The organism is Ruminiclostridium cellobioparum DSM 1351 = ATCC 15832 (assembly GCF_000621505.1).
Classification (GTDB): domain Bacteria; phylum Bacillota; class Clostridia; order Acetivibrionales; family DSM-1351; genus Ruminiclostridium; species Ruminiclostridium cellobioparum.
Genome location: NZ_KK211295.1, coordinates 120,114 through 144,708, shown reverse-complemented (window position 1 = coordinate 144,708; position 24,595 = coordinate 120,114). Strand labels below are relative to the sequence as shown.

At 37.7% G+C, this 24,595-nt stretch carries 22 protein-coding genes; all 22 read left to right on the top strand.

All coding sequences use genetic code 11. From position 1 onward, the window contains the following. The first annotated feature begins 20 nt into the window (after positions 1–20). A complete protein-coding gene (locus T344_RS0125930; protein WP_027631119.1) occupies positions 21–2,516 on the top strand; it encodes an O-antigen ligase family protein in 2,496 nt (831 codons plus the stop codon). 18 nt (positions 2,517–2,534) lie between these two features. Next, the gene (locus tag T344_RS0125925) at positions 2,535–3,647 is read left to right on the top strand and encodes a DegT/DnrJ/EryC1/StrS family aminotransferase (RefSeq protein WP_027631118.1); all 1,113 of its coding nucleotides are present in this window, start codon (positions 2,535–2,537) and stop codon (positions 3,645–3,647) included. A gap of 9 nt (positions 3,648–3,656) precedes the next feature. Continuing rightward, positions 3,657–4,280 (top strand): acetyltransferase, encoded by a 624-nt coding sequence (locus T344_RS0125920; RefSeq protein WP_027631117.1) that lies wholly within the window; start codon positions 3,657–3,659, stop codon positions 4,278–4,280. 15 nt (positions 4,281–4,295) lie between these two features. Further along, the gene (locus T344_RS0125915; RefSeq protein WP_027631116.1) at positions 4,296–4,922 is read left to right on the top strand and encodes a sugar transferase; all 627 of its coding nucleotides are present in this window, start codon (positions 4,296–4,298) and stop codon (positions 4,920–4,922) included. Further along, on the top strand, positions 4,903–6,054 hold the full coding sequence (locus T344_RS0125910) for a glycosyltransferase family 4 protein (protein ID WP_027631115.1): 1,152 nt from the start codon (positions 4,903–4,905) through the stop codon (positions 6,052–6,054). Before T344_RS0125915 ends, T344_RS0125910 begins: the two co-directional genes overlap by 20 nt. After that, entirely contained in the window at positions 6,041–7,432 is a 1,392-nt protein-coding gene (locus tag T344_RS0125905; protein ID WP_027631114.1) for a lipopolysaccharide biosynthesis protein, read from the top strand. The genes T344_RS0125910 and T344_RS0125905 overlap by 14 nt, the downstream gene beginning before the upstream one ends. A gap of 25 nt (positions 7,433–7,457) precedes the next feature. After that, positions 7,458–7,934: a VanZ family protein gene (locus T344_RS0125900; RefSeq protein ID WP_027631113.1), complete on the top strand. Its 477-nt coding sequence runs from the start codon at positions 7,458–7,460 to the stop codon at positions 7,932–7,934. Positions 7,935–8,080: 146 nt separating this feature from the next. After that, complete coding sequence (locus T344_RS0125895; RefSeq protein WP_027631112.1) at positions 8,081–9,109, top strand: Wzz/FepE/Etk N-terminal domain-containing protein; 1,029 nt, start codon at positions 8,081–8,083, stop codon at positions 9,107–9,109. Positions 9,110–9,261: 152 nt separating this feature from the next. After that, a complete protein-coding gene (locus T344_RS0125890) occupies positions 9,262–11,103 on the top strand; it encodes a polysaccharide biosynthesis protein (RefSeq protein ID WP_027631111.1) in 1,842 nt (613 codons plus the stop codon). 145 nt (positions 11,104–11,248) lie between these two features. Then, positions 11,249–12,574 carry a TolC family protein gene (locus T344_RS0125885; RefSeq protein ID WP_027631110.1) on the top strand — a complete coding sequence of 442 codons (1,326 nt, stop codon included), beginning with the start codon at positions 11,249–11,251 and terminating at the stop codon, positions 12,572–12,574. A 22-nt stretch (positions 12,575–12,596) separates the two neighbouring features. Further along, complete coding sequence (locus T344_RS0125880) at positions 12,597–13,745, top strand: TolC family protein (protein ID WP_027631109.1); 1,149 nt, start codon at positions 12,597–12,599, stop codon at positions 13,743–13,745. A gap of 154 nt (positions 13,746–13,899) precedes the next feature. After that, on the top strand, positions 13,900–14,595 hold the full coding sequence (locus T344_RS0125875; RefSeq protein ID WP_027631108.1) for a response regulator: 696 nt from the start codon (positions 13,900–13,902) through the stop codon (positions 14,593–14,595). 416 nt (positions 14,596–15,011) lie between these two features. Then, positions 15,012–16,856 (top strand): ATP-binding protein, encoded by a 1,845-nt coding sequence (locus tag T344_RS0125870; protein WP_027631107.1) that lies wholly within the window; start codon positions 15,012–15,014, stop codon positions 16,854–16,856. A gap of 105 nt (positions 16,857–16,961) precedes the next feature. Continuing rightward, entirely contained in the window at positions 16,962–17,432 is a 471-nt protein-coding gene (locus T344_RS0125865; RefSeq protein WP_027631106.1) for a hypothetical protein, read from the top strand. A gap of 201 nt (positions 17,433–17,633) precedes the next feature. Continuing rightward, positions 17,634–18,920 (top strand): hypothetical protein, encoded by a 1,287-nt coding sequence (locus T344_RS0125860; protein WP_051572294.1) that lies wholly within the window; start codon positions 17,634–17,636, stop codon positions 18,918–18,920. Positions 18,921–18,957: 37 nt separating this feature from the next. Next, a complete protein-coding gene (gene yycI / locus T344_RS0125855; RefSeq protein ID WP_027631104.1) occupies positions 18,958–19,782 on the top strand; it encodes a two-component system regulatory protein YycI in 825 nt (274 codons plus the stop codon). A gap of 132 nt (positions 19,783–19,914) precedes the next feature. Continuing rightward, entirely contained in the window at positions 19,915–21,180 is a 1,266-nt protein-coding gene (locus tag T344_RS0125850) for a UDP-N-acetylglucosamine 1-carboxyvinyltransferase (RefSeq protein WP_027631103.1), read from the top strand. 65 nt (positions 21,181–21,245) lie between these two features. Further along, complete coding sequence (locus T344_RS0125845) at positions 21,246–22,037, top strand: MBL fold metallo-hydrolase (protein ID WP_027631102.1); 792 nt, start codon at positions 21,246–21,248, stop codon at positions 22,035–22,037. Positions 22,038–22,117: 80 nt separating this feature from the next. Then, positions 22,118–22,597 carry a 23S rRNA (pseudouridine(1915)-N(3))-methyltransferase RlmH gene (rlmH, locus tag T344_RS0125840; RefSeq protein WP_027631101.1) on the top strand — a complete coding sequence of 160 codons (480 nt, stop codon included), beginning with the start codon at positions 22,118–22,120 and terminating at the stop codon, positions 22,595–22,597. A gap of 182 nt (positions 22,598–22,779) precedes the next feature. Then, positions 22,780–23,223: a GreA/GreB family elongation factor gene (locus tag T344_RS0125835; RefSeq protein ID WP_027631100.1), complete on the top strand. Its 444-nt coding sequence runs from the start codon at positions 22,780–22,782 to the stop codon at positions 23,221–23,223. A gap of 167 nt (positions 23,224–23,390) precedes the next feature. Next, positions 23,391–24,032 (top strand): lactate utilization protein, encoded by a 642-nt coding sequence (locus T344_RS0125830; protein WP_027631099.1) that lies wholly within the window; start codon positions 23,391–23,393, stop codon positions 24,030–24,032. 51 nt (positions 24,033–24,083) lie between these two features. After that, the gene (locus tag T344_RS0125825; protein WP_027631098.1) at positions 24,084–24,581 is read left to right on the top strand and encodes a hypothetical protein; all 498 of its coding nucleotides are present in this window, start codon (positions 24,084–24,086) and stop codon (positions 24,579–24,581) included. Positions 24,582–24,595: the final 14 nt, after the last annotated feature.

Here is a 24,595-nt window from a genome sequence, read left to right as displayed (position 1 = left end):
AAACACACAGGTGGAAGAGAATGAAAGATAAGGTACAAATAGTAGTCAATATATTAATAATTATCTTCATGCCTTTTATGATGTATATCAATATAAGTAAATTTAAAATAAATGTTGCAGCATCTGATATACTATTAGTACTAGTGGGTATATTGTTTTTAGTTAACATAAAAGATTTTTTTATTCAGAAACGATGGACTTATATTCTTTACTTTGCTGGACTGGTATTAAGCTTATTACTATCTCAATATATCAGTAAGTTCAATGTTGCCTTTTTTCATGTTGAAAATAGTGTAATGTTAATTGAGATAGTGAAAACCATTGTGGTGGCTATATATTTTTTTACCGCGTTTACATTCATTAGGAATGAAAGAGATTATAAGTTATATTTAGTTGTTATGTCCTTAAGTAGTATTCCTGTGATGATAGTTGGTATAATTTCCTATACTTATTTTTTAATGAGTAAGGATTTTTTTATAGATACTTATAAATTAGAAATATTAAGATTTATGGGGACTTTTGAAGATCCTAATCTATGTGCGCTCTTTTTTAGTGTTATATTTTTTGTTAGTTTATTAAATTTTAAGATTATAAAAAATATTTTTCTCCGGTACCTTATGTTAGGGATTGGTATACTTTCTTTTATAATTATTATACTTACCATGTCCAGGGGAGGATGGTTAGCTTTAGCAGGGACAATTTTAACATATATTTTATTTCACATTAGAAATATTAAGAAAGAAAGTGTACTAATAGTACTTTCTGCTATTATCATGGTATTTATTTCAATTAATTTGGATTATTATTTTCAAAATGGTGAAATAACAAAGGATATGATTAGCCGGGTACAGGAATCTTTGAATAAAAATGCAGCTGATGTAGATAGGATCCAGTTGATGAAAGCTGCCTTTGAAATGGGAAATGATAACTTTCTAGTAGGAGTTGGAAAAGGAAGCTTTCCTTTAAATTCATACAAATATTTACCTGAGAATAGCACACAGACTATAAAATCATCAATTCCGCATAATACGATATTAGGATTCTATTCACAACAAGGGATTTTGGGGGTATTCATTTTTATTTTACTCCCAGGATATATATTATATACTATGATAAAGTCCAAAAGAAAACAAAATCTATTCTTGATACCGGTATTTGTTGGTATTTACATACATTCAATGACCATCAATATTGAGAATACTCGATTTATCTGGTATATATTAGGGAGTGTTTTGGCTAGCGAAAAGATGAATATTCATTTAGTTTTTAAACCTGCTGCTAAAATGAGTAAAAGAACCTTTATTACTGTTCTCATAGCATTATTATTAATAGGTATGTTCAGCTATGTTGATGTATCACGTAAGATGGCAACAAATATTTTTACATATAAAGGAGCTACTTATGATAGAAAATTATATGTAGTAAAACCTGGGGACTATCAATTGACGTTTGATATATATACAGATAATCATTTAAATTTTGTTGAAATATATGATGGAGATGAACTATTAAAGAAGATGGAGTTTAAATCTGCTTTTGGCGTTGTTAAAGTTCCTATACATTTAGATGGTAAATGCCAGGTGGTTTTTAGAAGTAATGAAGAAGGCTGGATGAAGATTAATAATGCTTATTTTATCCAAGGTAATAAGAAGGTACCATTATATAATTATGTGCTATTACCAGGGTTTGTTGAGGAGTGGCTCAACAACAAGGATTTATTAGTGTATTCAGATACAGCCTCCTTTAAAGAAAAAATTGTTGTGGAGGATAATAAATTTAGTGCTGTTGAAATATTAAGTGCGGAAATTACAAAATATTCGAATCTTACTCATACTTTTATGTATATGATGGAAAGTAGGCAAGAAATCAAAACAAATTATCAATTTGACATGTTACTAGATTATAAGTCAATATCTTACTTACAGCCGGAAGAATACCAGAGAAATCTATGGTTACATCGATTTATATTATCGCCTTATACCTCTAAATGGGAAATAGGAAAGCAGTATACTGAAAAGACAATAAAATTACTTACCTCTGAAGATTTTAACTTATATGGAAGATATCGTGATTATGAAAACGATAAATACAGTCAAGAATCATATTTTCCTATACATTACGATTTACTCAAAAAAAATCATGAAATTATTGGGTTAGGCGAGAGTCAATGGATTAATGTTTGCTATGGTAAAGACAAAGAGGATAATATTAATATGGCTTATAACGGCTGGGTGGAGTCAGGTAGGATGAATTTACAATCTGGAGATTATAATATTACCATCAAGGCTCAGGGATCCTTTTTGGAAGAATATTCAAAGGTAAGAATACGTGACAGCGAGCTAAATGAAGTTGCCGAGATTACTTTAGATGGTAATATGAAAGAATATACGGTAAAATATCACGTGAATGAATATAAACAAGGGGTAAGCTTTATCTTAGAGTTAATTAATTATAAAGCTGAAAAGGATAAAGGCAATAGGCAAGTATTACTTAAGGATTGGTTAAAAGTAAACTAGAAAGTTGGGGTAGTCAAAATGAGAATTCCGGTAAGTAAGCCTGATATCACTCAAAAGGAAATAGATGCAGTATTGGAAGTACTACAAAGTAATACGCTTAGTATCGGACCAAAAATCCTTGAGTTTGAAAAGGGTATAGCTGATTTTATAGGAACAAAACATGCTATCGGTGTGAACAGTGGTACAAGTGGTCTTCATTTATTAATCAGGGCAATGGGAGTTAGTGATGGAGACGAAGTAGTCACTACCCCCTTTAGTTTTGTTTCTTCAACAAATTGCTTTTTATTTGAGAGAGCTAAGCCGGTTTTCGTTGATATAGATGAAAAAACCTTTAACATAAATATTGACCTGATTGAGGATAAAATTACAGATAAAACAAAATTGCTGTTGCCTGTAGATGTGTTTGGACAGCCACTAGACATGAAAAATATTGTTAATATAGCTGAGAAAAATAATTTAAAAGTTTTAGAGGATAGTTGTGAAGCTATAGGCAGCGAATATGACGGAGCGAAGGCAGGAACTATTGGAGATGCCGCAGTTTTTGCTTTTTATCCTAACAAACAAATTACATCTGCCGAAGGTGGTATGATAGTTACCAATGATGATGATATTGCAGATATCTGCCGAAGCCTGAGAAGTCAAGGTAGAGCTGTGACAGGAACATGGCTGCATCATGAACAAATGGGATATAATTATCGCTTAAGTGAGCTCCACAGTGCGTTGGGCGTTGCTCAGCTTAGCAGGATAAATGAAATAATGAAGAAAAGGGAGAAAGTAGCACAACTATATTATTATTACTTGAAAGATGTGGATGGTATCACCCGTCCCTGGATTGATCCCAAGGTGACCAACATGAGTTGGTTTATTTATAGTATTACATTTGATAAAGGCATTGACAGAGATAAAGTTATGAATCTTCTTAATGAGAAGGGGATCGATTCAAAACCATATTTTACTCCTATACATTTGCAGCCTTATATGAGAAAAATGTTTGGCTTTAAAGAAGGAGATTTCCCTGTAACAGAAAGGGTCGGAAACTCGACTCTTGCACTTCCATTTGCCACTACTATGGAAGAATGGGAAGTAAAGGAAGTTTGTGAAGCGATAAAGGCTATAATTGGTAAGTTTTAGGGTGGTAGAATGAAGAGAATACTGATTATTGGAGCAGGTGGTTTTGGTAAAGAGGTAGTGGACTTAGTTAGGGCTATAGGTGGTTATGAAATAGTGGGCTTTCTAGATGACAATATAGAAAAAAAAGGTACCTCTATTAACCATGTCCCTGTACTAGATACAACAGAATATCTTGATCAATATCAAGGTGTTGATAATGTAGCTTTAGCTATAGCAAATCCTAAAATAAAAAAGAAAATTTATGAGAGAATTATGAGAATAGGATTCCAGTATCCCAATTTAGTTCACCCTACTGCTATGATGGGAAGTAATGTGAAATTGGGTGTGGGTAACATTATAGGTGCGAATAGTATACTTTCTGCAGAGGTAACATTGCAGGATTTTGTTACAGTCAATCCTCAGTGTGGTATTGGTCATGAAAGTGAACTCAGGTGCTTTACAACTTTATATTGGAATGTAAATATCAGTGGAAATGTTACTGTTCAAGAAGGTTGTGAGTTGGGAAGTAAATCCTGTGTCCTGCAAGGACTTAACATTACGAAGCATGTAATAATTGGTGCAGGTGCTGTTGCAACAAAAGATATTCATGAAAGAGGAACCTACATAGGGGTTCCTGCCAGAAAAATTAAATAGGAAGGGGACAAACAGATGGTCATGAAATATTTGCTTGATAGAGTATTTTCTTGCATTCTTCTTATAGTACTATGTCCTTTGTTTATCCTTATCTCTGTCTTAATCAAACTGGATAGTAAAGGACCTGTTATATTTATTCAGCAAAGAGTGGGAAAGAATCAAAAGTTATTTAATATATATAAATTCAGAACGATGATTCCTGATGCTGTTAATATTGGCAATGGTGTCTATACAGAGGAAAATGATCCAAGGATAACCCGGATAGGAAGGTTTTTAAGGAAAACAAGCCTGGATGAATTACCCCAGTTGCTCAATATTTTTTGGGGTGATATGAGTTTTATAGGGCCCAGGCCTACTTTGGAATATCAGGTGAAGCAATATAGTGATTTTCAAAAGAAACGGCTGATTATGAAGCCCGGAGTGACCGGCCTTGCTCAAATTAGTGGACGTAACAGTATCAGTTGGCCGGAGAGAATAAAATACGATGTTCAGTATGTTGAAAACTGGTCGTTAGGGCTTGACTTGAAAATTTTCTTAAAAACATTTTCGGTTATTTTTAAACGGGAAGGCCTTTATGGTGAAAAGGAAAAGTTTTTAATAAAAGACGAGATGAGTAATAAAAATGATACTAAAAATATTTGAGCTTTCTACAATTGATATAACATTATATAAGTTTGTGCTGCCGCTTATGAAAAAATTAAAGCAGAATGATTTCAGTGTAATATGTGGTGCAAGGAACTATGGATACCTGGATAAGCTTGAGCAGGAAGGCTTTAAAACTTACGATATAGCTTTAAGCAGGAGTTTAAGTCCCATAGCTTTAATAAAATCTCTATATCAATTAATTCGAATATTTAAAAAAGAAGAAATAGATATACTTCATGTTCATACTCCTATAGCTTCATTTATAGGACGATTGGCTGCATTTTTTGCAAAAGTTGATATAAAGATCTATACTGTTCATGGTTTTATTTTTAAACCCAAAGTATTTTATTATATTGAAAGATTCATGGCCAGGGCTTTAACAAATTACATTTTTACAGTGAACCAGGAAGATATGGATATGGCCGTGAGAAAAAAATTTTTATCGGCCGATAAAGTTATAAATATAAACAGTGTGGGTATCAATGTTAGGTATTTTGATCCCGGCTTAATAAATGCAACTGCTAAGGAGCAGTTAAGAGCAGGCCTGAATATCAAAAGTGACACACCAATTATTGGCTATGTCGGTCGTATAGTCAGATCAAAAGGTGTGTTGGATTTAATCCACGCTTTTGTTAACATAAGAAAAGAAATGAATTGTCAGCTTATGCTGGTAGGCCCCTGGGATTTTAATGAACGTCCGGGTGATGTCATTGCTCAGGATATTCGGCGTATAATTAGTGAGAACCGGCTGGAGCAGGATATAGTATTACTTGGGCATCGGGAAGATATTGCGGACCTTTTGAGTATAATGGATATTTTTGTATTACCCTCATACAGAGAAGGTATGCCGGTGTCTCTGCTTGAAGCTATGGCAATGGAGAAGGCTGTTATTGGTACTAATATAAGAGGTATAAAGGAAGAAATTACTGATGAGTGTGGTCTGATTTATCAACCTAGAGATATAAACGGGCTTCAGAAAAGTATAGAATACTACCTTAAAAACCATGAAGAAGCTGTTCGAATGGGTAAGATGGCAAGACAACGGGTGATAAAGCACTTTAGTATAGATAGAGTAATTGAAAAACAAATGAAGGTATTTATGGAGTTATCAGGTAATGGAAATAAGTAAAATAAAGAAAGGGTTACGGTTAATATTTGTTGATTTTTTTGGGTTGGTCATAGGTATATTAAATGGATTTTTTTTACCTATGGTTTTTAGCATTGATGGCTATGCCCTTTTTAAAACATTTTCTTTATATGTTACATATACTGCTGTTTTTAGCTTTGGCTTATCTAATGGAATATACGTGCTGTATGGCGGAAAAGAAACGGCTGAAATTGATATTTCAAAGACAAAGGCATATTACCTTTTCCTGATGAAGCTGCAAGTGTTTGTTAGTGGTATTATGTTTGTGTTATCTTATTTTGCTTTCAAGGATAGTGCTTTAATTTTCTTTAGCTTGATTATTATGCCTTTACAGCTTATTGACTTTTTCAGGCTTTATTACAGGGCGCTTGGAGAGTTTGATAAGTATTCTTTTTTACAAGCAATTTTAGTGGTTTTAGAATTGCTTAACACATTATTTATTGTGCTGTATGCAAAATCTCAAAATCCCGATTTGTTTATTTATATTAAAATATTAAATCATTTTGTTGTTGCAGCTCTGTTCTCTGCCTTGTTTCTGGGCAGGAATAAATTTATAAAGACTGTCCGGCTGAAATGCAGGGATTATTACACTATCATGAAGCCTGGAATTATTTTGCTGATTGCCGATATTATGGTGGTTCTTATTTTTTCATTGGATCGTTGGTTTGTAAAGAGCTTGTTCAATACTGAAGATTTTGCATTTTATTCCTTTGCTGTTTCGATATTAAGTTTATTTATGGTTTTTATATCATCTGTAACCAATATATTTTACTCCAGTATTTCAAAAAGGCTTGAGGAGCATAAATACATAAGAAAATTAAAAAACTATGTCCTTATAATTTCATCATTTTTCCCAATATGTTATTTTATATTGCAATATTTAGTTAAAGCTTATCTGGCCAAATATGTTGAGTCTTTGGATGTGCTTTGGATATTCATGCTGACACTTCCCTTTATTAGTGTAATAAATGTATTATATATAAACCTTTATAAAGCCTCTAAAAATATAAAAGTATATTTGAAAAGAATTGTGATAATTCTTGCATTTTCTTTTATATTTAATATTACGGCTTATATTATTGTCGGCACAATATCGGCACTTGCCTGGGCAACTTTTATAGTTTTTGTTATCTGGTATTTTTGCTCCTCAAAAGATTTTCAAGCTGCCGGGACAAGCTGGAGAGAGGTTATTTATTTATCCGTTTTGCTTGTTAGTTTTATTTTACTAAAGGAAGTCAAATTAAATTTATTTTTAACGATATTTCTGCTAATTATCGTATTAGTTATCAATGTTTTAATTTTTTATAAGAAGAATTTTCTTGATATACTTGGAGTTTTTAGAATTAATAGAGATAATTAAAATTATATAAGGTGGAGACTTACATATGAAATCGAAAATTTTCAAGATAATAGTTTGGTCAGTAACTCTATTGTGGTTATGTATGATTTTTTATTTTTCCAGTAAACCTTCGACGGAATCGCTTCAAGAATCAGGAGATATATTAGTTCATCTTAATCAGCTTGAGGAGAGTGAAATATATAATACAACCGATAGCAGAGTATTTGATCTCCATTACTATGTAAGAAAATCCGCTCATTTCATACTTTACTCCGGGTTGGGCTTTTTAACCGCTTTATCCATAGTTTTAATAAGATATAAATCCTATACTTCTTATGTTATTGCATGGCTTGCTGCAGCACTGTATGGGGTATCCGATGAAGCGCATCAATATTTTATCCCAGGCAGAGGGCCGACATTCGCAGACATAAAGCTGGATACCATAAGTGCACTGGCTGGTGTTGTGACAGCTGCTGTTATTGTGGAGTTATACAGGAGATATGGCTCAAAATCTGGAGGTTAGTTATGGTATATTTAACATGGCATGGTATTCATGTTTTGTTGAAGTTGTCCCGATTAACTGGTATAATAACAAGGAAAATCTAAGAATCAACGAAAGAAAACCATTGGTTTGAATTTCCATATTTAATATATACAAGGAGCAATAAGATGAGTGAAATCCAACAAAATGTACAATATAATGAAGCTGAAATTGAATTGAAAGAGCTCTTTATGGCTTTATGGAAGCGTAAGATTATGATAGTAAGCGTTGCACTTATAGGAGCCATATTGGCAGGGATTTTCAGTATGTTTATATTATCTCCCGTGTATGATTCAAAACTGAACATAGTTGTGAGCATGCCTGAGACATATAATACAAGATACGGAGAATACAAGTTACCTATTACTACTAATGAACAATACATAAATTTAATTACCAGTAATGATGTTCTTTTAAAAACAATAAAGGACATGGGATATAGTAATGTGACCCTTGAAAATTTAAAGAAGCAAATATCTATAGGTAAAGTCGCTGCAAATTCGACAGATATTGTCCAGAACAGCTTTGAGGTGACGGTGTCGGCGGATGAGCCAAAAGAAGCACAGAAACTAGCTCAGGTCCTGTACAATAATTATATTGAGTTTGCAGACGTTATGACCAAGGAAAGAGCAATTAATTACTATATTAACCATTTTAAGGTTGACAAGAACTCTCAGGATATTTTACTTAAGAGTGCCCGTGAGATTTTAAAGAAAAATGAAGAGCTCCTGGCAAAAACTCCTGAAACAATTAATCAAAAGGATGCTATGAGCCAGGTGACAAATACCAAAGATATTGTTGTCCTTGAAAATATTATTAATCCCAATTATACAAAAATTGAAAATGATATTATTCTAAAAAAGCAGGAAATAAATACTATTGAGGATACTATCAGGACTGATATTGAAAATCTTGCGCAGCTGGATACTGAGAAAAAAGCTATAGATAAATACTATGAAACAGGGAAAGAAGCTAAACTTGATTCAAGCCTGATAGGTGTTGTTGAAACAAGTATTTATTTACCGTCTCCGCCGGTGGCACCGACTCAGAAAACAAGTCCAAGTAATGCTCGTAATGCTGCTATAGGTTTGATTCTAGGTGGTATGCTTGCATGTGGAATAGCTTTAATTAGGGAATATTGGTTTAAGAAAGCATAGTTTGGGTTAGGAGAAATATAGTTTAAAGAATTAAGTGGTTTTTATAAGGCTTGAGTTGAAATAGCTCAAGCCTTTTTGGCAGACTTCACTAAAGCCTGATTTACTGGTATAATAAAGTAAGTTGATGAAATCCGAGGAATGGAGTTTGGCAAATGATATACAAAGTAAGAGTGTTGTTTTTAATAGTACTTGATATAATCTTGATAAATATTTCTCTTTTACTTGCATATTTCTTGAGATTTGAGTTGAGCTTCGGAAATATTGCGTCAGAGTTTACGAAGGAAATACCGCATCTTATACTAATAGCTACAATTACAAAAATAGCAGCATTTTACATATTTAAATTATACAACAGCTTATGGAAATATGCCGGAATATATGAACTGATGAATATTATAATAGCATCGTTCCTGAGTAATACATTTATGCTTGGATATGTATTTTTAACGCGGACACCTGTGCCCAGAAGTATATTTATAATTACATTCTTTATAGATTGTTTTTCAATTGGTGCTCTGAGACTTGGATACCGTGTTTTCAGACGTATAATAAGAGGCGAAGTTATTCTAATTAGAAATAATAAAAAAATTCTTCTCATTGGTGCTGGTGATGCAGGTGCCTCACTTATAAACGAGTTTCATCTTCATCCGGAATTAAAGAGTACACCGGTGGCAATAATTGATGATAGCCGTGGAAAGCAGGGTAAAAAGCTCAATGGAGTCACTGTCGTAGGTACTAGAAATGATATTGTCAGGGTGGCTCAGGAGAAGGATATTGATGAGATAGTTATTGCGATTCCATCTGCATCACCTAAAACTATCAATGAACTTTTTACCATATGCTCCAACACCAAATGTAAGGTGAAAATCTTACCCTCACTTTCTCAATTAATAGACGAAACAGTTTCGGTACAGAAAATCCGTGATGTAAATATTGAGGACTTGCTGGGGAGAGATCCCATCAAGCTTGATAATAATGAAATTGGCAGCCTTATCAGTGAACGTGTGGTAATGGTAACCGGAGGCGGCGGCTCCATAGGTTCGGAGCTATGCAGGCAGATAGCGGCTTTTTCTCCCAAACAGCTTATAATATTGGACAATTATGAAAACAATGCATATGACATACAGAATGAGCTTCTCGTAAAACATCCTGAATTAAATCTTGTTGCGGTCATTGCCAATGTCAGGGAAAAGCCAAGACTGGAAAAAATTTTTAGAGCTTACAGTCCTGACATAGTATTCCACGCTGCTGCTCACAAGCATGTCCCGCTCATGGAAGCCAATCCCACGGAAGCCATAAAGAACAACATATTTGGAACGCTGAATGTGGCCGAATGCGCAGATAAATTCGGAGCAAAGCGATTTGTTATGATATCCACCGACAAGGCGGTTAACCCTACCAATATCATGGGGGCTACAAAAAGGGTAGCCGAAATGATTATTCAGGCTTTCTCCAAACATAGTAAAACAGAATTTGTTGCGGTCAGGTTCGGAAATGTACTGGGCAGTAATGGCAGTGTTATCCCCCTGTTTAAAAAGCAGATAGAGCAGGGCGGCCCTGTTACAGTCACAGATCCTGAGATAATCAGATATTTTATGACGATACCCGAAGCGGTTCAGCTGGTGCTTCAGGCCGGCGCTATGGCAAAGGGCGGAGAAATTTTTGTACTGGATATGGGTGAGCCGGTCAAGATTTACGATCTTGCCAGAAACCTTATAAAACTGTCAGGATTTGAACCTGACGTGGATATCAAAATTGAATTTACAGGCTTGAGGCCCGGGGAAAAGCTCTATGAGGAACTGCTGCTGGCCGAAGAGGGCATTGAGGCCACCAAAAACAACAAGATATATGTGGCCAAGCCTTTACATACGGATCTTGCAATACTCAGGCGCGAAATCGAATGTTTGAGAGATATAATTATAAACAATGCCGACCAGGTCCGGGATTACATGAAAATAATAGTCCCAAATTACGATTATAAGGATATTGTTTGATCTAAAATCATACAAATTAAAAAATACACAGTATTATATTATAACTGAAATTATAAGCTTAAGAAAAAAGGAAGGGAGGTAGCTGCGTAAAGCTGTGATGGTGAAAACAGATCGCGAAGCAATTTTGTTTGCGCAGCAATGAAGATTGATACATAAAAACAAAAGGTTGCATATATGCCTGCTGATTATTTTAACTCTGACATTCCACATTCAGGGTATATCTGTAGCAGCAGACAATAGTGACGGTAAGCAAAATGTCAATAATGTTTCACAACCCTTAAAGCTGTCTCTGGAAGATGCCATAAAAAGGGGAGTGGAGAGTTCTTCGCAATTAACGTCAATGGATATATCAATAAAAAAAATGTGGAGAGTGACAGATGAGGATAAATCCTTTAAGGAGTTGACCGCTGTTACCCAGGGTGAGCTGGATGAGCTGGATGAATACTATAAATTGTCTGAGAGAAAGACACTCTCTGACAATCTGACTAATTTAGAAGAAGATCTGCTTGCAAAATACAGGGATAAATATGGGGATGCACCATATTACAGACAGACGCTTTATGAGAATTATTTAAACGGCAGGGCATTTTCAAATTATTCTTCCTGGCTTCAGGTGCTGAGTCTTAAGGATTCTTATAACACAAACAGGGCAAAGCTTGAGGGGGATATTCAAGCTGCTTACTATAACCTGCTTTATTTTAACGAACTGTACCAATCTCTGGAGGACTCTCTCAATACAATGGAAAAGCAGTATTCGGGTATGGTTTTGAAATATGAAAAAGGTTTAGTCTCGGAACTGGATAAATATAAGTTTGAGGTAGAGCTCAGCAAGAAAAGGCTGCAGTTACAAAAAAGTAAAAGGAACAGAGAATATCAGGAACTGGTATTTAAACAGATCTGCGGCATAGAACGTTCTCAGGCAATAGAATTGACCGGTAAGGAAGCCGGTTTGAATAAAGAATATAAGCTGGATACATATAAGAACTACCTTGATAAGGCTCTTGCAAAAAGAAGTGAAGTGGTAAGTGCAAAGCTTCAGCTGGATGTGTATAAACAAGAGCTGGAATATTACGACAAGTACATAAGGCAACAATACACATTTGCCCGCACAAATCTTCAGCAGCAGCTGGAGGATTCTGAATTTGCCGTAACACAGAGTACTTTGAATATAACAGGCGATATCCAAGCGGCATACACCGATGCAAAGTCGGTTCAAAGCCAACTGGAAATCAAAAAAAGAGATTCCCAAAATAAAAAGTCTGATTATAATATCGCAGAGAAAAAGTATTCACAAGGGCAGCTAAGCCTTGTAGAACTGTGGAATGCAAAGGATGCGGCAAATAATGCTGAAATAGAATATAAAAAGGCACAGCGGGATTCGGCGTATTGCTTTTATAGACTTGAGGAGCTTGCATGCAAGCTTGGTCCCGGTTACCAGGTAAACGGCGCAAATGTTGCCATACTGGAATAATTAAAGAAAAGATGGTGTTTGTATGAAAATAAATATAAAAACAAAACTGAAAAACATAATAGCCGGGCTGATGATATTTGGCATCACGTTTTCAGCACCTTTTGCTGTGCCGGTTCAGGCGGCAGGTGCCGAAAACATGACTAAAATATTCAGTCTTGACAGCTTAATTGCGGAAGTGATGAATACAAATCCTGAGATCAAGCTTCTGGACAATCAGCTGGTAACTCAGGAAAAGCGTTATAAAAATGCGGTTGACAATGCTGAAAGTCAAAAGCTGTATGATGAAAACCCGGGTAAGGATATAGCGGAAACTAAAAGAAATATTTTATTATATCCGCTGCAGGTTAAAAACAGGCTGGAACAGCTTAAATGGGAAAAGAACAACAAGGTTATGACTATGAAGGCGGATGCTTCAAAGTTGTATTATCAATATATTTTTAAGCAGTATGAGATTGAGTCCCAGGGAAAGGCTGTCGAAAGAGCAAAGATTGAACTTGCTGTCGAACAGGAAAAAGTCAAATTGGGAAAGTTAAGCAGCCTATCTCTTGGTCAGAGTGAAAACGCTGTAGATTTGGCAAACCAGAAACTTGATAAATTAAATGCAGAACTTACAGCTATAGAAATGAAAATTAATTCCTTGCTTAATTATGATTTGGAGCAAAAGATTCAATTTAATTCAGAAACAGTCAAGATAGATGAATATACAATAAATGATAAAAATATTGAAGCTCTTATTGAGAAGAGAAAGCTGGAGAGCAATTCTATAGCTCAGCTTCAGAGACAGATCGAAGAAGCAAAGATTGATTCCTATGCCGGGTCCTACACCCGTGGAAATACCGGATCAAATTATGAAATGCTGCAGGATAAACCAAAAGAATTGGAAAATCAAATTGAGATAGAAAAGTATAATATAGAGCAAAAGATAAGGACCGATCATACAAAGATATTAAATTTGTATGATAATATTTCCATTTCAAAGCTTCAATATGATTTAAGTGCTAAGCTTTTTGACGTAGCCGACAAGAAGTACAAACAGGAAATGATAAGCTATGTGGATTATTTGAAAGCGGCTGAGGACAAGGAAAATGCCATGATCCAGTATGACCAGGCACAACTTTCCTACCTCACGGCAGTTTTGGATTTCAAGCTGTATACAGAGCAATTGGTGTAATTTGGCAGCAGTAATTCTGCAACATTTTTCGACTTATTACGTCTAAATTACAGCATTGGCAAAATATTAATTTTTCATTACATGTATTTAGTGATATAATTCAAATGTATATTTCGGATTAATCACCGATTAAATTTTGTTAGGGGTGTATTTTTTGAGCAAAAAAGTATTGATTGTAGACGATGAGAAGAATATTGTAGATATTTTGAGATTCAATCTTAAAAAAGAAGGGTATGATACCCTGGAGGCATTTGATGGCGAAGAGGCCGTGGAGCTTGCACTTTCACAGAATCCGGATCTGATACTGCTGGACATTATGCTTCCGAAGATGGACGGCTTTACAGTGTGCAGGAAGCTCAGACAATCAATCTCAACGCCAATTCTCATGCTTACGGCGAAGGAAGAAGAGGTCGACAAGGTATTGGGCCTGGAGCTGGGGGCTGATGACTATATTACAAAACCCTTCAGTCCGCGCGAACTTATGGCCCGTGTAAAGGCAAATCTCAGAAGACTTGTGCCTGCTGAGCAGGTGAGCGCCGATAAATCCCGTGTAAACAAGTACGGCGATCTTACTATAGATTCCGACCGTTATGAAGTCAGAAGGGGAGAGGAAATCATAGAACTGACACTTCGTGAATTTGAGCTGGTCAAGTTCCTGGCGGCACAGCAGGGAACCATCTTTTCAAGGGAGTCGCTGCTGGAAAAGGTCTGGGGCTATGAGTATTACGGAGATGTAAGAACTGTGGATGTCACTGTCAGGAGAGTCCGTGAGAAACTCGAGCTTGATCCCGCAAATCCCCAGTATATTGTGACAAAGCGCGGTGTAGGCTACTACTTTAATAAATTTTAAATTAACGCGTTGTGATGGTTAAACTTTGCTAATAAAGTGTTATGTGATTATATCGGTACGCGAGTACAACTTCAAGCAATGAAGAGCACGGTAAAAGTGCTTGCTGAAATTTGTAGGTGAAAAACAAGTATTTTAGCCGGCAAAGTGACAGGAGGTCACTTTGAGCAGCACGCGAGACCCGGATGGTCGAGTCGCTGCGACGGCAAGAAAATATTTGTTTTGAACCGTACTATTTCAAGTAAGTACTTTGTGTGTCATCATTGATTGAAGTTCGTATGGAAGTACCGGTATAATCAGTAATAAAATTGTTTAATCAGCGGGCACAACGCGTTCAAATAACAATTTTATTGTACGTTTTTATCTTTGACTTGAGGTCCGGTTGGCCTCAAGTCAAAAAAATAGTTGAAGGAGACAGCATGAAGTTCTGGAAAGGATTTATAAAGCTGCTGCGCAGCTTGCAGTGGAAACTTGTTTATATATTTATATCCATGTGTGTAATCTTGGTATGTGTCGTTTATATAATAATAAATTCAGGACTGCAGTCGATTTATTTTAACAATTTCCAGGAAGATATGGACAAGGGTTTCGAAGACTGGAAGGAATTGAGGGGCATACCTGAATCCAATGAGGACATCTACACTTATTTCAAAGACAGACGGGATGATATAAATTGTTTCAGAACAAATTCGGATGTCAACCTGACAATCATAGATCTAAGTATTACCAGAAAGAATAATGACCCGAACAGGGGAATTATTTATTCCACAGACGAGCAGTTCATTCAAAATCCGGGTACCTTTGTGGATGAGCTTTTCAACAATTCCACTGCCAACCTGCTTCCCTTATGGGCAAAACAACTGGAGGCCCCGGTTCTGAACAAAAAACTGGTTAAAACCATAGCGGGAAACGAATATTTTGAATATGTCATTGAGCCCTCAGAGAGAAAAGATCTAATTTTTTACTTTACTTATAACAAAGAGGCCTGGGAGCAAATAATACAAACCTTTAACAACCTCATATTAACCAGTACTGTTATTGCGGTATTTTTGTCGGTGCTTTTGGGGTACTTTTTGTCGAAAACCATAACTTCGCCAATAATCAGCGTAATGCACAAAGCTGAAAAAATCGCCGAAGGGGAATTTGATGAACAGCTGGCTGTCAAATCCGAGGATGAAATCGGGAATCTCACAAAGACCTTCAATTACATGGCCAATGAGCTCAAGAATACCTTATCTGAGATATCCAGCGAAAAGAACAAGGTGGTTACCATATTAAATTATATGGCCGACGGAGTTCTGGCCTACGACCTTAAGGGGAACGTAATTCATATAAATCCCGCGGCCAGAAGGTATCTTGGAGATGATATCGCCGAAAAGAGCTTTCAGGATTTTGCCGGCAGTGTGGGTCTGGATATACAGCTCGAGAATATAGTGTACCTGGAGGAAGCTTCGGTTAAAGAATTTGATACTGTGATCAACGATTTATTCATAAAGGTATACTTTGCGGTGTTCACAGATACAAAAAGCAGACCGGAAGGATTTATCGTGGTTCTGCACGATGTTACCGAAGAGCAGAAGCTTGACAATATGAGACGTGAGTTTGTGGCAAACGTGTCCCACGAACTGCGTACCCCCATAACCTCAATAAAGAGCTATTCTGAAACACTGCTGGATGGGGCGGTGGACGACAGGGAAACTACCGAACACTTCCTGAATGTAATAAATACCGAGGCCGACAGGATGACCAGGCTGGTTAAGGACTTGCTGCAGCTGTCCAGGCTTGATAATCAGCAGGTCAGCTGGAATATGGGTGAAGTGCCCATAAAGGATCTCGTAAGGGATATAGTGGACAGAATGCGCCTGCAGGCCGAACATAAGCATCAAAAACTTGAGAGCTATGTTATCGGTGAGATACCAAATATAAAGGGTGATAAGGACAGGCTTGAACAGGTTTTTGTAAACCTCATAAGCAATGCCCTGAAGTATACCCCTGAAAATGGGGAAATTACCGTTTACATCGGCAGGATTTATAATGATGTTTATGTTAAGGTTGCCGACAACGGAATCGGTATACCTGCTGATTCTCTTCCGCGGGTATTTGAAAGGTTTTACAGGGTGGATAAGGCCAGATCGCGTGATATGGGAGGTACCGGCCTGGGACTTTCAATTGCCAAGGAAATTATTCAGGCACATGGGGGTACTATAAGCATAAGCAGTGAGGAAAAGAAGGGCACCGAAATTACAGTGAGACTTGCGGTGTAAATTTTTTTTAAATGCCATGTAATGGATTTGTAACAGAAAATGTAATATAATTATAGTAGGGTACTGGTAAAAACAGTACAAGAGTATTTTTTCGGGGTGGACCTTATGAAATCAAAGTTACTTACATTTACTATAATCGTATGCGCTATGCTGTCTATATTTTTTATACCTGTTTTTGCGGCGGATGACAATCATGTGGTTGACATTTCTAGACCCGAAGGGGATGAAGTAGTCACCAAACAGGTATTCTCAATCTTCGGAACCTGTATCTATGATGAGACTACTATCAGTTTTGAATACTATGACAACGAAGCAGGAGATTATAAACCTCTGAAGACAACCGACGGCGTGTCCACTTTCAAGGTTGGAAACGGCAAAATGTTCGGCAAGGATATAAGACTTAAGAAAGGTCCAAATGACATTAAAATAACTGCTTATACAAAGGAAACAAAGAATAGTCCCGAGGAGTTTTATTATACTATTACATTCGGCGAAGCAAAGAAATCAGGAGACTGGTTTGAAAAAGCCATAGACTGGATAACTAATCCCGGCGGTGAAAAAGATAAGAAAGATTAATCTATGAATAAGCGATCAAAAACTTTAGGTTATTATTATGAGAAATTTAGAACGTTCTTATTAATTCTTTTAATCAGCGTTTGTATCATACAGGTGGGAATACTGTGGAGTAGTCAATCCGGCAGTTTCCCTTTTTTATCTTCCTTTTTTTCTGACTCAAAAATAGCTCAGGCATCTATTGAGAAAATGAAGGGGAATTTTATGCTTCCCAGCAGGATAGTTCTCTCAAAAGGCTACGACAACGATCATCTGATAATCCCAAACGGCTCGGAGGAGTATTATACTCTCTGGAACGGTGCCCAGGAGTATCTTAAGGCTGCGCTGAAAGACAAGCCCACCCGGACCGAACCTTTCAATGAGGAAAAATGGGGGATCATTGCTGCCAATAATCCTTATTACTTTGAATTTAAAACTGATATTAATATAGATATAGTTAAATGGGTATTGAATATAAAAAATTCTGTTGACTCAGTTATGGGATTAAACAAGGTTGCAATATATCCTGATGATCCGGAAAACGGCTATTCGGACACTATTTACATAAAGGACAGTAATAATATCTATACATATGTTGTATCAGGCTACGGCGGAGTTGCCCTGGATCAGAAAGAATTTGAAACCGTCTATGAAAGTCATAAAAATAATTTTAAAATTAAAAATTATAAAATAGCAATCGAGACAGGCAGTAAATCCCTGCTGCCCAAAGATATGATTGCTCCCTTTACATCAAACAGTGAGGAAGAGTATACAAATTTAAACAGCATACCCTTTGGCTCTCTTCAGGGGCCTACCTCAAGTCTGGCCGAATATGATGCCATCCAGCTGGAATTGTTGGGGGAAATCAGAAATGACTATTACCCGGATGAAGATGTCTATGGCGCTGTTGTTTTTAAAAAGTCCGACAGTGTTTACAGGTTATACAAAAATTCCGTTATTGAGTACAAGTATACCGGAAACCAGGGTGTAACCGAAAGGACCAGGCTCCTTGATGCATACCAAAAGGCTGTGGGCTTTATAATGGAGCTCAAGGCCCGCAGCAGGCACATGGACAATATCAATCTATACCTGTCCTCTGTGAAGGAAGGGAGTAACTCTTTCATATTTAAATTTGACTACAGTATAGATGATGGTGAAGGGCACGGAGATGTCCCTCTGCTGTTGAAGGATTTTAAACTTCCCAATAGTGAACAGTCGCTGGACAGCGCCATAACAATCGAGGCAACTTCAAAAAGAGTGATCCAATGCAGATGGGTAGCGTTAAAACTTGAGGTCAATAAGATTTTTAAAGAATATACCTGGAATTTCCCTGAACTTGTAGATAGAGCCTATAGTTTAAATAAGGAGCTCAGCAACGCAAACCTGCCTATACGGGACTATGGGATATATTACGTACTTACGCCTCCGGAGGCAAACAGCACCATGATTACTCCAAGCTTTGTACTTTTTAATAATACCGGCAGTTATGATATACCCCTTGGTGGGAAATAATGTACAGTAATTACAATATTCTGTGTAGGTGATAATTATGGACTGGAAACAGGCAAAAACAATTTTAATATGGGCGTTTATTGTATTGAACCTTGTTCTGGCCGTTATACTATACCAGAATACCAAGGGAGGGGAAATTTCCCGCGATACCATTATCAACACCCAAAAAATATTGGAACAGAACAATGTACATATCGAATGTCCGATACCGAAATATAACGGTAAAGACTTTATATTGCAGTATGAAGAAACAGTTCTGGATAAAAGTAAAATAATTAATGGGCTCCTGGGGGATAATTATTCCAAAATTAGTGATAATATCTATGAGAAGGGTACCGAAAAGCTTATATTCAACAGCGGCTGTTATTTTGAGTACAGTGACAGCGGGAGTAATAAGAAAATATATTCACAGAGCAAAAGTGAGGTTGAGATTTATTTAAAGGAATTAGCCAAAAAGCTTGGTATTCCCCTTGATGAGTTTCAATTGGACAGCTTTTCTTCCTCTCCCTCCGGAGAAGATCCAAAGGCGGTTTACAAGGGGATTTATAAAAATTATACCGTGTTTGATAACTACATTGAAGTAGAGTTAGGAAAAGCAGGTTTAAAGAGCATAAAGTATCAATATAAGAAGCCTTTGACCATAAGCAGCAGAGATATCAAAGTAATACCTGTGTATCAGATTCTGGTAACAAAGATGACCGGCTATCCCGGGATTGACATCAGCGATGTTGATATTGGCTTTAAAGGCATAAAGGGGGATAAGGATACTAAAACCTTGTATGAGGGACTTTCCTGGAGAATAACAACCAATCAGGGAAAGGAATTCTACTTCAATGCCACCAGCGGTGAGCTTATGGAATAGTTTGTAAATTGGTAATATTTTTTTTGCTACATTTCTAGTGGAATAATTTATAACTAAATGGTATAATGTTCTCGTGTGTGTAATGTTTAGCAAAACATTTACAGTTTATACAAAAGGTTGGTGTAGAAGGGTTTGGATAAGTTCTTATTAAACGGGCCATGTCCCCTGAACGGAGAAGTTACCATTAGCGGAGCAAAGAATGCTGCAGTTGCGGTTTTACCCGCGGCATTGATAATAAATGGGATCAGTAGAATAGAGAATGTTCCTGATATAAAAGATGTTAAAGTTTTATTGGATATCCTCACCAAATTGGGCGCTAAGATAACTAAAGAAGACAGCAATACCGTAATTTGTGACACACGAGAGGTAAACTGCTGGCAGGCACCTTACGAACTTGTGAAAAGCATGAGAGCTTCGTATTATTTATTGGGAGCGTTGATTGCCAGATTTGGGAAGGCGGAGGTATCACTTCCCGGTGGATGTGATTTTGGATTCAGACCTATAGATCAGCACATTAAAGGCTTTGAGGCTATGGGAGCCCATGTTGTTATTGAACATGGCATAGTAAAAATTGATGCGTCACAGCTGAAAGGTGCACAGATTTACCTGGACGTTGTCAGTGTCGGTGCCACCATAAATCTTATGCTGGCAGCAGTAAAGGCCAGTGGGCAGACTGTGATAGAAAATGCGGCAAAGGAACCCCATGTTGTTGATGTGGCAAACTTTCTGAATGCTATGGGGGCTAATATAAGAGGTGCGGGAACAGACGTTATCAAGATCAGGGGTGTGGAGCACCTGAAAGGCGGCGGAATTCACACAATAATTCCCGATATGATAGAAGCAGGAACCTTTATGATTGCTGCTGCAATTTCAAGGGGAGATGTAACAGTCAGGAATGTTATTCCAAAGCATATGGAATCTCTCACTGCAAAGCTTATTGAAATGGGTGTTACGGTTAAAGAAGACGAGGATTTTATAAGGGTCATAGGCGGCAATAAAGTTAAGAATGTTAATATAATGACTTTGCCTTATCCCGGATTTCCTACCGATCTGCAGCCTCAGATTACCGTTCTGCTGAATATGGCCGAAGGCGTCAGTACCATAACAGAAGGTATCTGGGACTCGAGGTTCCAGTACGTGGATGAATTTAAGCGCATGGGTGCCAGGATAAAAGTGGAAGGCAGAATTGCGGTTATTGACGGAGGAGCCCTGCTGACAGGAGCACCTGTCAAGGCAACCGATTTAAGGGCTGGAGCAGCCATGGTTTTGGCTGGTTTGGCCGCAAAGGGAACAACGGAAATTACTAATATTAAATATATAGACAGAGGCTATGAGAATTTTGTTCACAAGCTTAATTTGCTTGGAGCAGATATAACAAGGATATCAACAGAAGATTAACCATTGAAATTTTTTGGTTCTGCTTTGGGCAAATTCACTTTGCATGAAGAAGAAATGGAGCTTAAATGGTAAAGTTTTGCAGTTTGTTTAGTGGAAGCAGCGGAAACGCTTTATTTATAGGTACTGAGAAAACAAAACTTCTTATAGACGCAGGTTTAAGCGGAAAGAGGATATTGGAAGCGCTCTGCTCCATTGGAGAAAATCCGGCGGAGTTAAGCGCTATATTAATTTCACATGAACACATTGATCACGTGCGTGGAGCAGGTATAATATCCAGAAAACAGGATGTTCCCATTTATGCAAATGAGGCCACCTGGTGTGCAATGGAGTTCGGATTGGGACCGGTCAAACTGGAAAACAGGGTATGTTTCTGCACCGGAGATGAGTTTGAGATCGGAGACATATGTGTGCGGCCGTTTTCCATACCTCATGATGCGGCCGAACCGGTGGGATACAATTTTTTTGCCGAGGGAAAGCGCATAACAACAGCTACCGATATAGGTCATATGAACAAGGAACTTCTTTCGTACATAGAGGGCAATGACCTGATGCTGCTTGAGTCAAATCATGATGTTGAGATGCTGAGGGTAGGACCTTATCCATGGTCGCTGAAGAAGAGGATCATGGGCGATCACGGGCATCTGTCAAACGAGATGGCCGCAAAAGTTATTGCCTACCTGGCTGAAAAGGGCTGCAGAAACTTCATTCTGGGACATTTAAGCCACGAGAACAACTTTCCCGAGCTGGCGTATCAGACTACATATAATGCTCTTACCGAGAAGCAGATCGCAGTGGGCGGAGATGTGCTGCTTGAGGTGGCAAGCAGGGACAGGGTCGGGAAGGTAAAAATATTATAAGTAAACATATTATTAGATTTATAATTTGATTAATAAATTCAGGGGGCCGGATACAGGGTTCCTTTTTTATGGAGAAAAAAATGAAAATAACTATTGCGGCAGTTGGAAAACTAAAGGAACGGTACCTCAAGGAAGGTATTTCGGAATATACCAAAAGGCTTTCACGTTTTGCGGATATGGAGCTGATCGAGGTGGAGGATGAGCACGCCCCCGATACACTGAGTCCCGCGCAGGAAGCCCAGGTAAAGCAGCGTGAAGCCGAGCGGCTGCTCAAAAGGGTTAAGGAAGGCAGTTATATCATACTGCTGGACCTGGCGGGGGAACAGACAACTTCGGAAGGCTTTGCCTCCAAACTTGAGAGTATCATGCTCACAGGGAATTCCCACATAACCTTTATCATTGGGGGTTCTCTGGGATTGGATCATAGCCTGGTCAGTGCGGCCAGCTGCAGAATATGCCTGTCGAAAATGACCTTCCCGCACCAGCTGGCACGACTCATTCTCCTTGAGCAGACGTACAGGGCATTTAAGATAATGAAGAATGAGACTTATCATAAATGACTGATTGAAAAAGCCCTATTAAATATGTAATTGGCTTTGAAGATACGTACATGCTGGTTTTGACATGGTGCAACAAATATGGTATCATATTACATATGGTGCTTTGCCCTTTTGGGCAAAGTGCCATATGTTTTTTTTTAGGAGGGGTACCATTTAATTACTTGTGAAATGGAGGAGATTTTGTGACAGAAAAGCTTAAGCTAAATACGCCTGCATATGAGAATTTGCTCGCTCATTTAGTAGATTTTGAGGAAAGGAGAACGCAAATCGTTGATCTGTACTTTCCTGAGTTTAACAAACACAGGAAAGAATTTGAGGAACTTTTAGACAACTATTTAAGTGCTGTAGATGCAATTGTTAAAAATGTAGTACTATCAGACGAAACAAATAATGACTTTCCGTTTGTATGCTTGAACAGTGAAGTGGAGATAGAGGATATCGAGGAACAGGAAACCTATAGTTATAGGCTTGTTGTCCCGGAAACCGGCCGCACCGGGGGTAATTGCATAACTATACTGTCTCCCATGGGAAAGGCCCTGTTATGCAGAAAAGAAGGGGCTGTTGTTTCCGTTAATACACCTTCAGGTGTATACAGATATAGAATTAAATCAATAAAATTGAGATAGGCCGGTATCAGATTACAGAAAAATACTTCCTGTAAGACCCTTTAACATATAAATATTTGTTGAAGGGTCTTATAAATTATAAAGGGAGTATAGCCTCCATCCCAGAACTTTAGTATAATATATATCTGTGAAAGGAATACTGACTGCGGCGGGGAGCGGATAATACAATGGATGAAAGTGTTTCCTGGTATATGGAAAAGAAAGTGGAAAGAACCCTGGAGGGTTTGGCAAAACATAATATCGGCGGTTTCTATGTGGAAGACGAAGTAAAATTGATTGAAACGCTTCAGGACCTTATACCGCAAAATTCCACAGTTGGCGTCGGAGATTCGATGACACTGTTCGAGACGGGTGTGATAGAATTTCTGAGAAGCGGGAAGTACAACTTTTTAGATAAATACAGAGCCGGCATAACAAGCGAAGAAAAGAAAGAGCTGTACAGGAAAAACTTTTCTGCCGACGTATTTATGAGCAGCACCAATGCTGTCACTGAAAAGGGTGAACTGTACAATATTGACGGAAACGGCAGCAGAGTGGCAGCCATGTTGTACGGCCCAGAACGGGTTATAATTGTTGCCGGCATAAATAAGATAGTAAATAACCTGGAAGAGGCAGAAAAAAGGGTGCGCAATTATGCTGCCCCTATAGATGCCAGGAGGCTGAACAAGGATACACCCTGCACAAGCCTGGGATATTGCATTGATTGTAACAGTAAGGATAGAATCTGCAACGATTTTGTAGTTATAAGAAGACAGTTCAACAGGGATAGAATCAAGGTTATCATTGTGGGAAAGCATCTGGGGTATTAATGGCCTGTAGACTGCAGGAGGATGTTCATTCACACTTGAGGGGATCATATTATGAATAAAAAGGCTTTATATAGAAAGGCATACAGGATGCTGGAGGGCTCCACTCCTTTAAAATTCGATTGCGGCCTGCTTTGCGGCAGTAAATGCTGCTCCGGTGACAACGATGCGGGAATGTGTCTGTTTCCGGGTGAGGAGCTTATGTTTGACAGGCAGGAAGGCTTTTTGACAATACGAAAGGAAAAGCTTTTAAGCACCAACGTTCTTTTTGCTGTTTGCAAGGGAACCTGTAACCGGAAGCTCAGACCCCTGGCATGCAGGATTTTTCCGTATATACCCTATCTGGGCAAAGACGGCAGGTTAACTGTAATAGAAGACCCCAGAGCAAGATATATATGTCCGCTCTTGATGGAATTCCGTGAGTTTAAAATAGATTTAATGTTTAGAAGAAAAGTTATCAACGCTTTTCACCTCCTTATCAGGGATGGGGAGATAAAGAACCACTTATGTCTGCTTTCGAGTGTTTTGGATGAATATAAAAGGTTTTTGTGATGACCGTATGCATG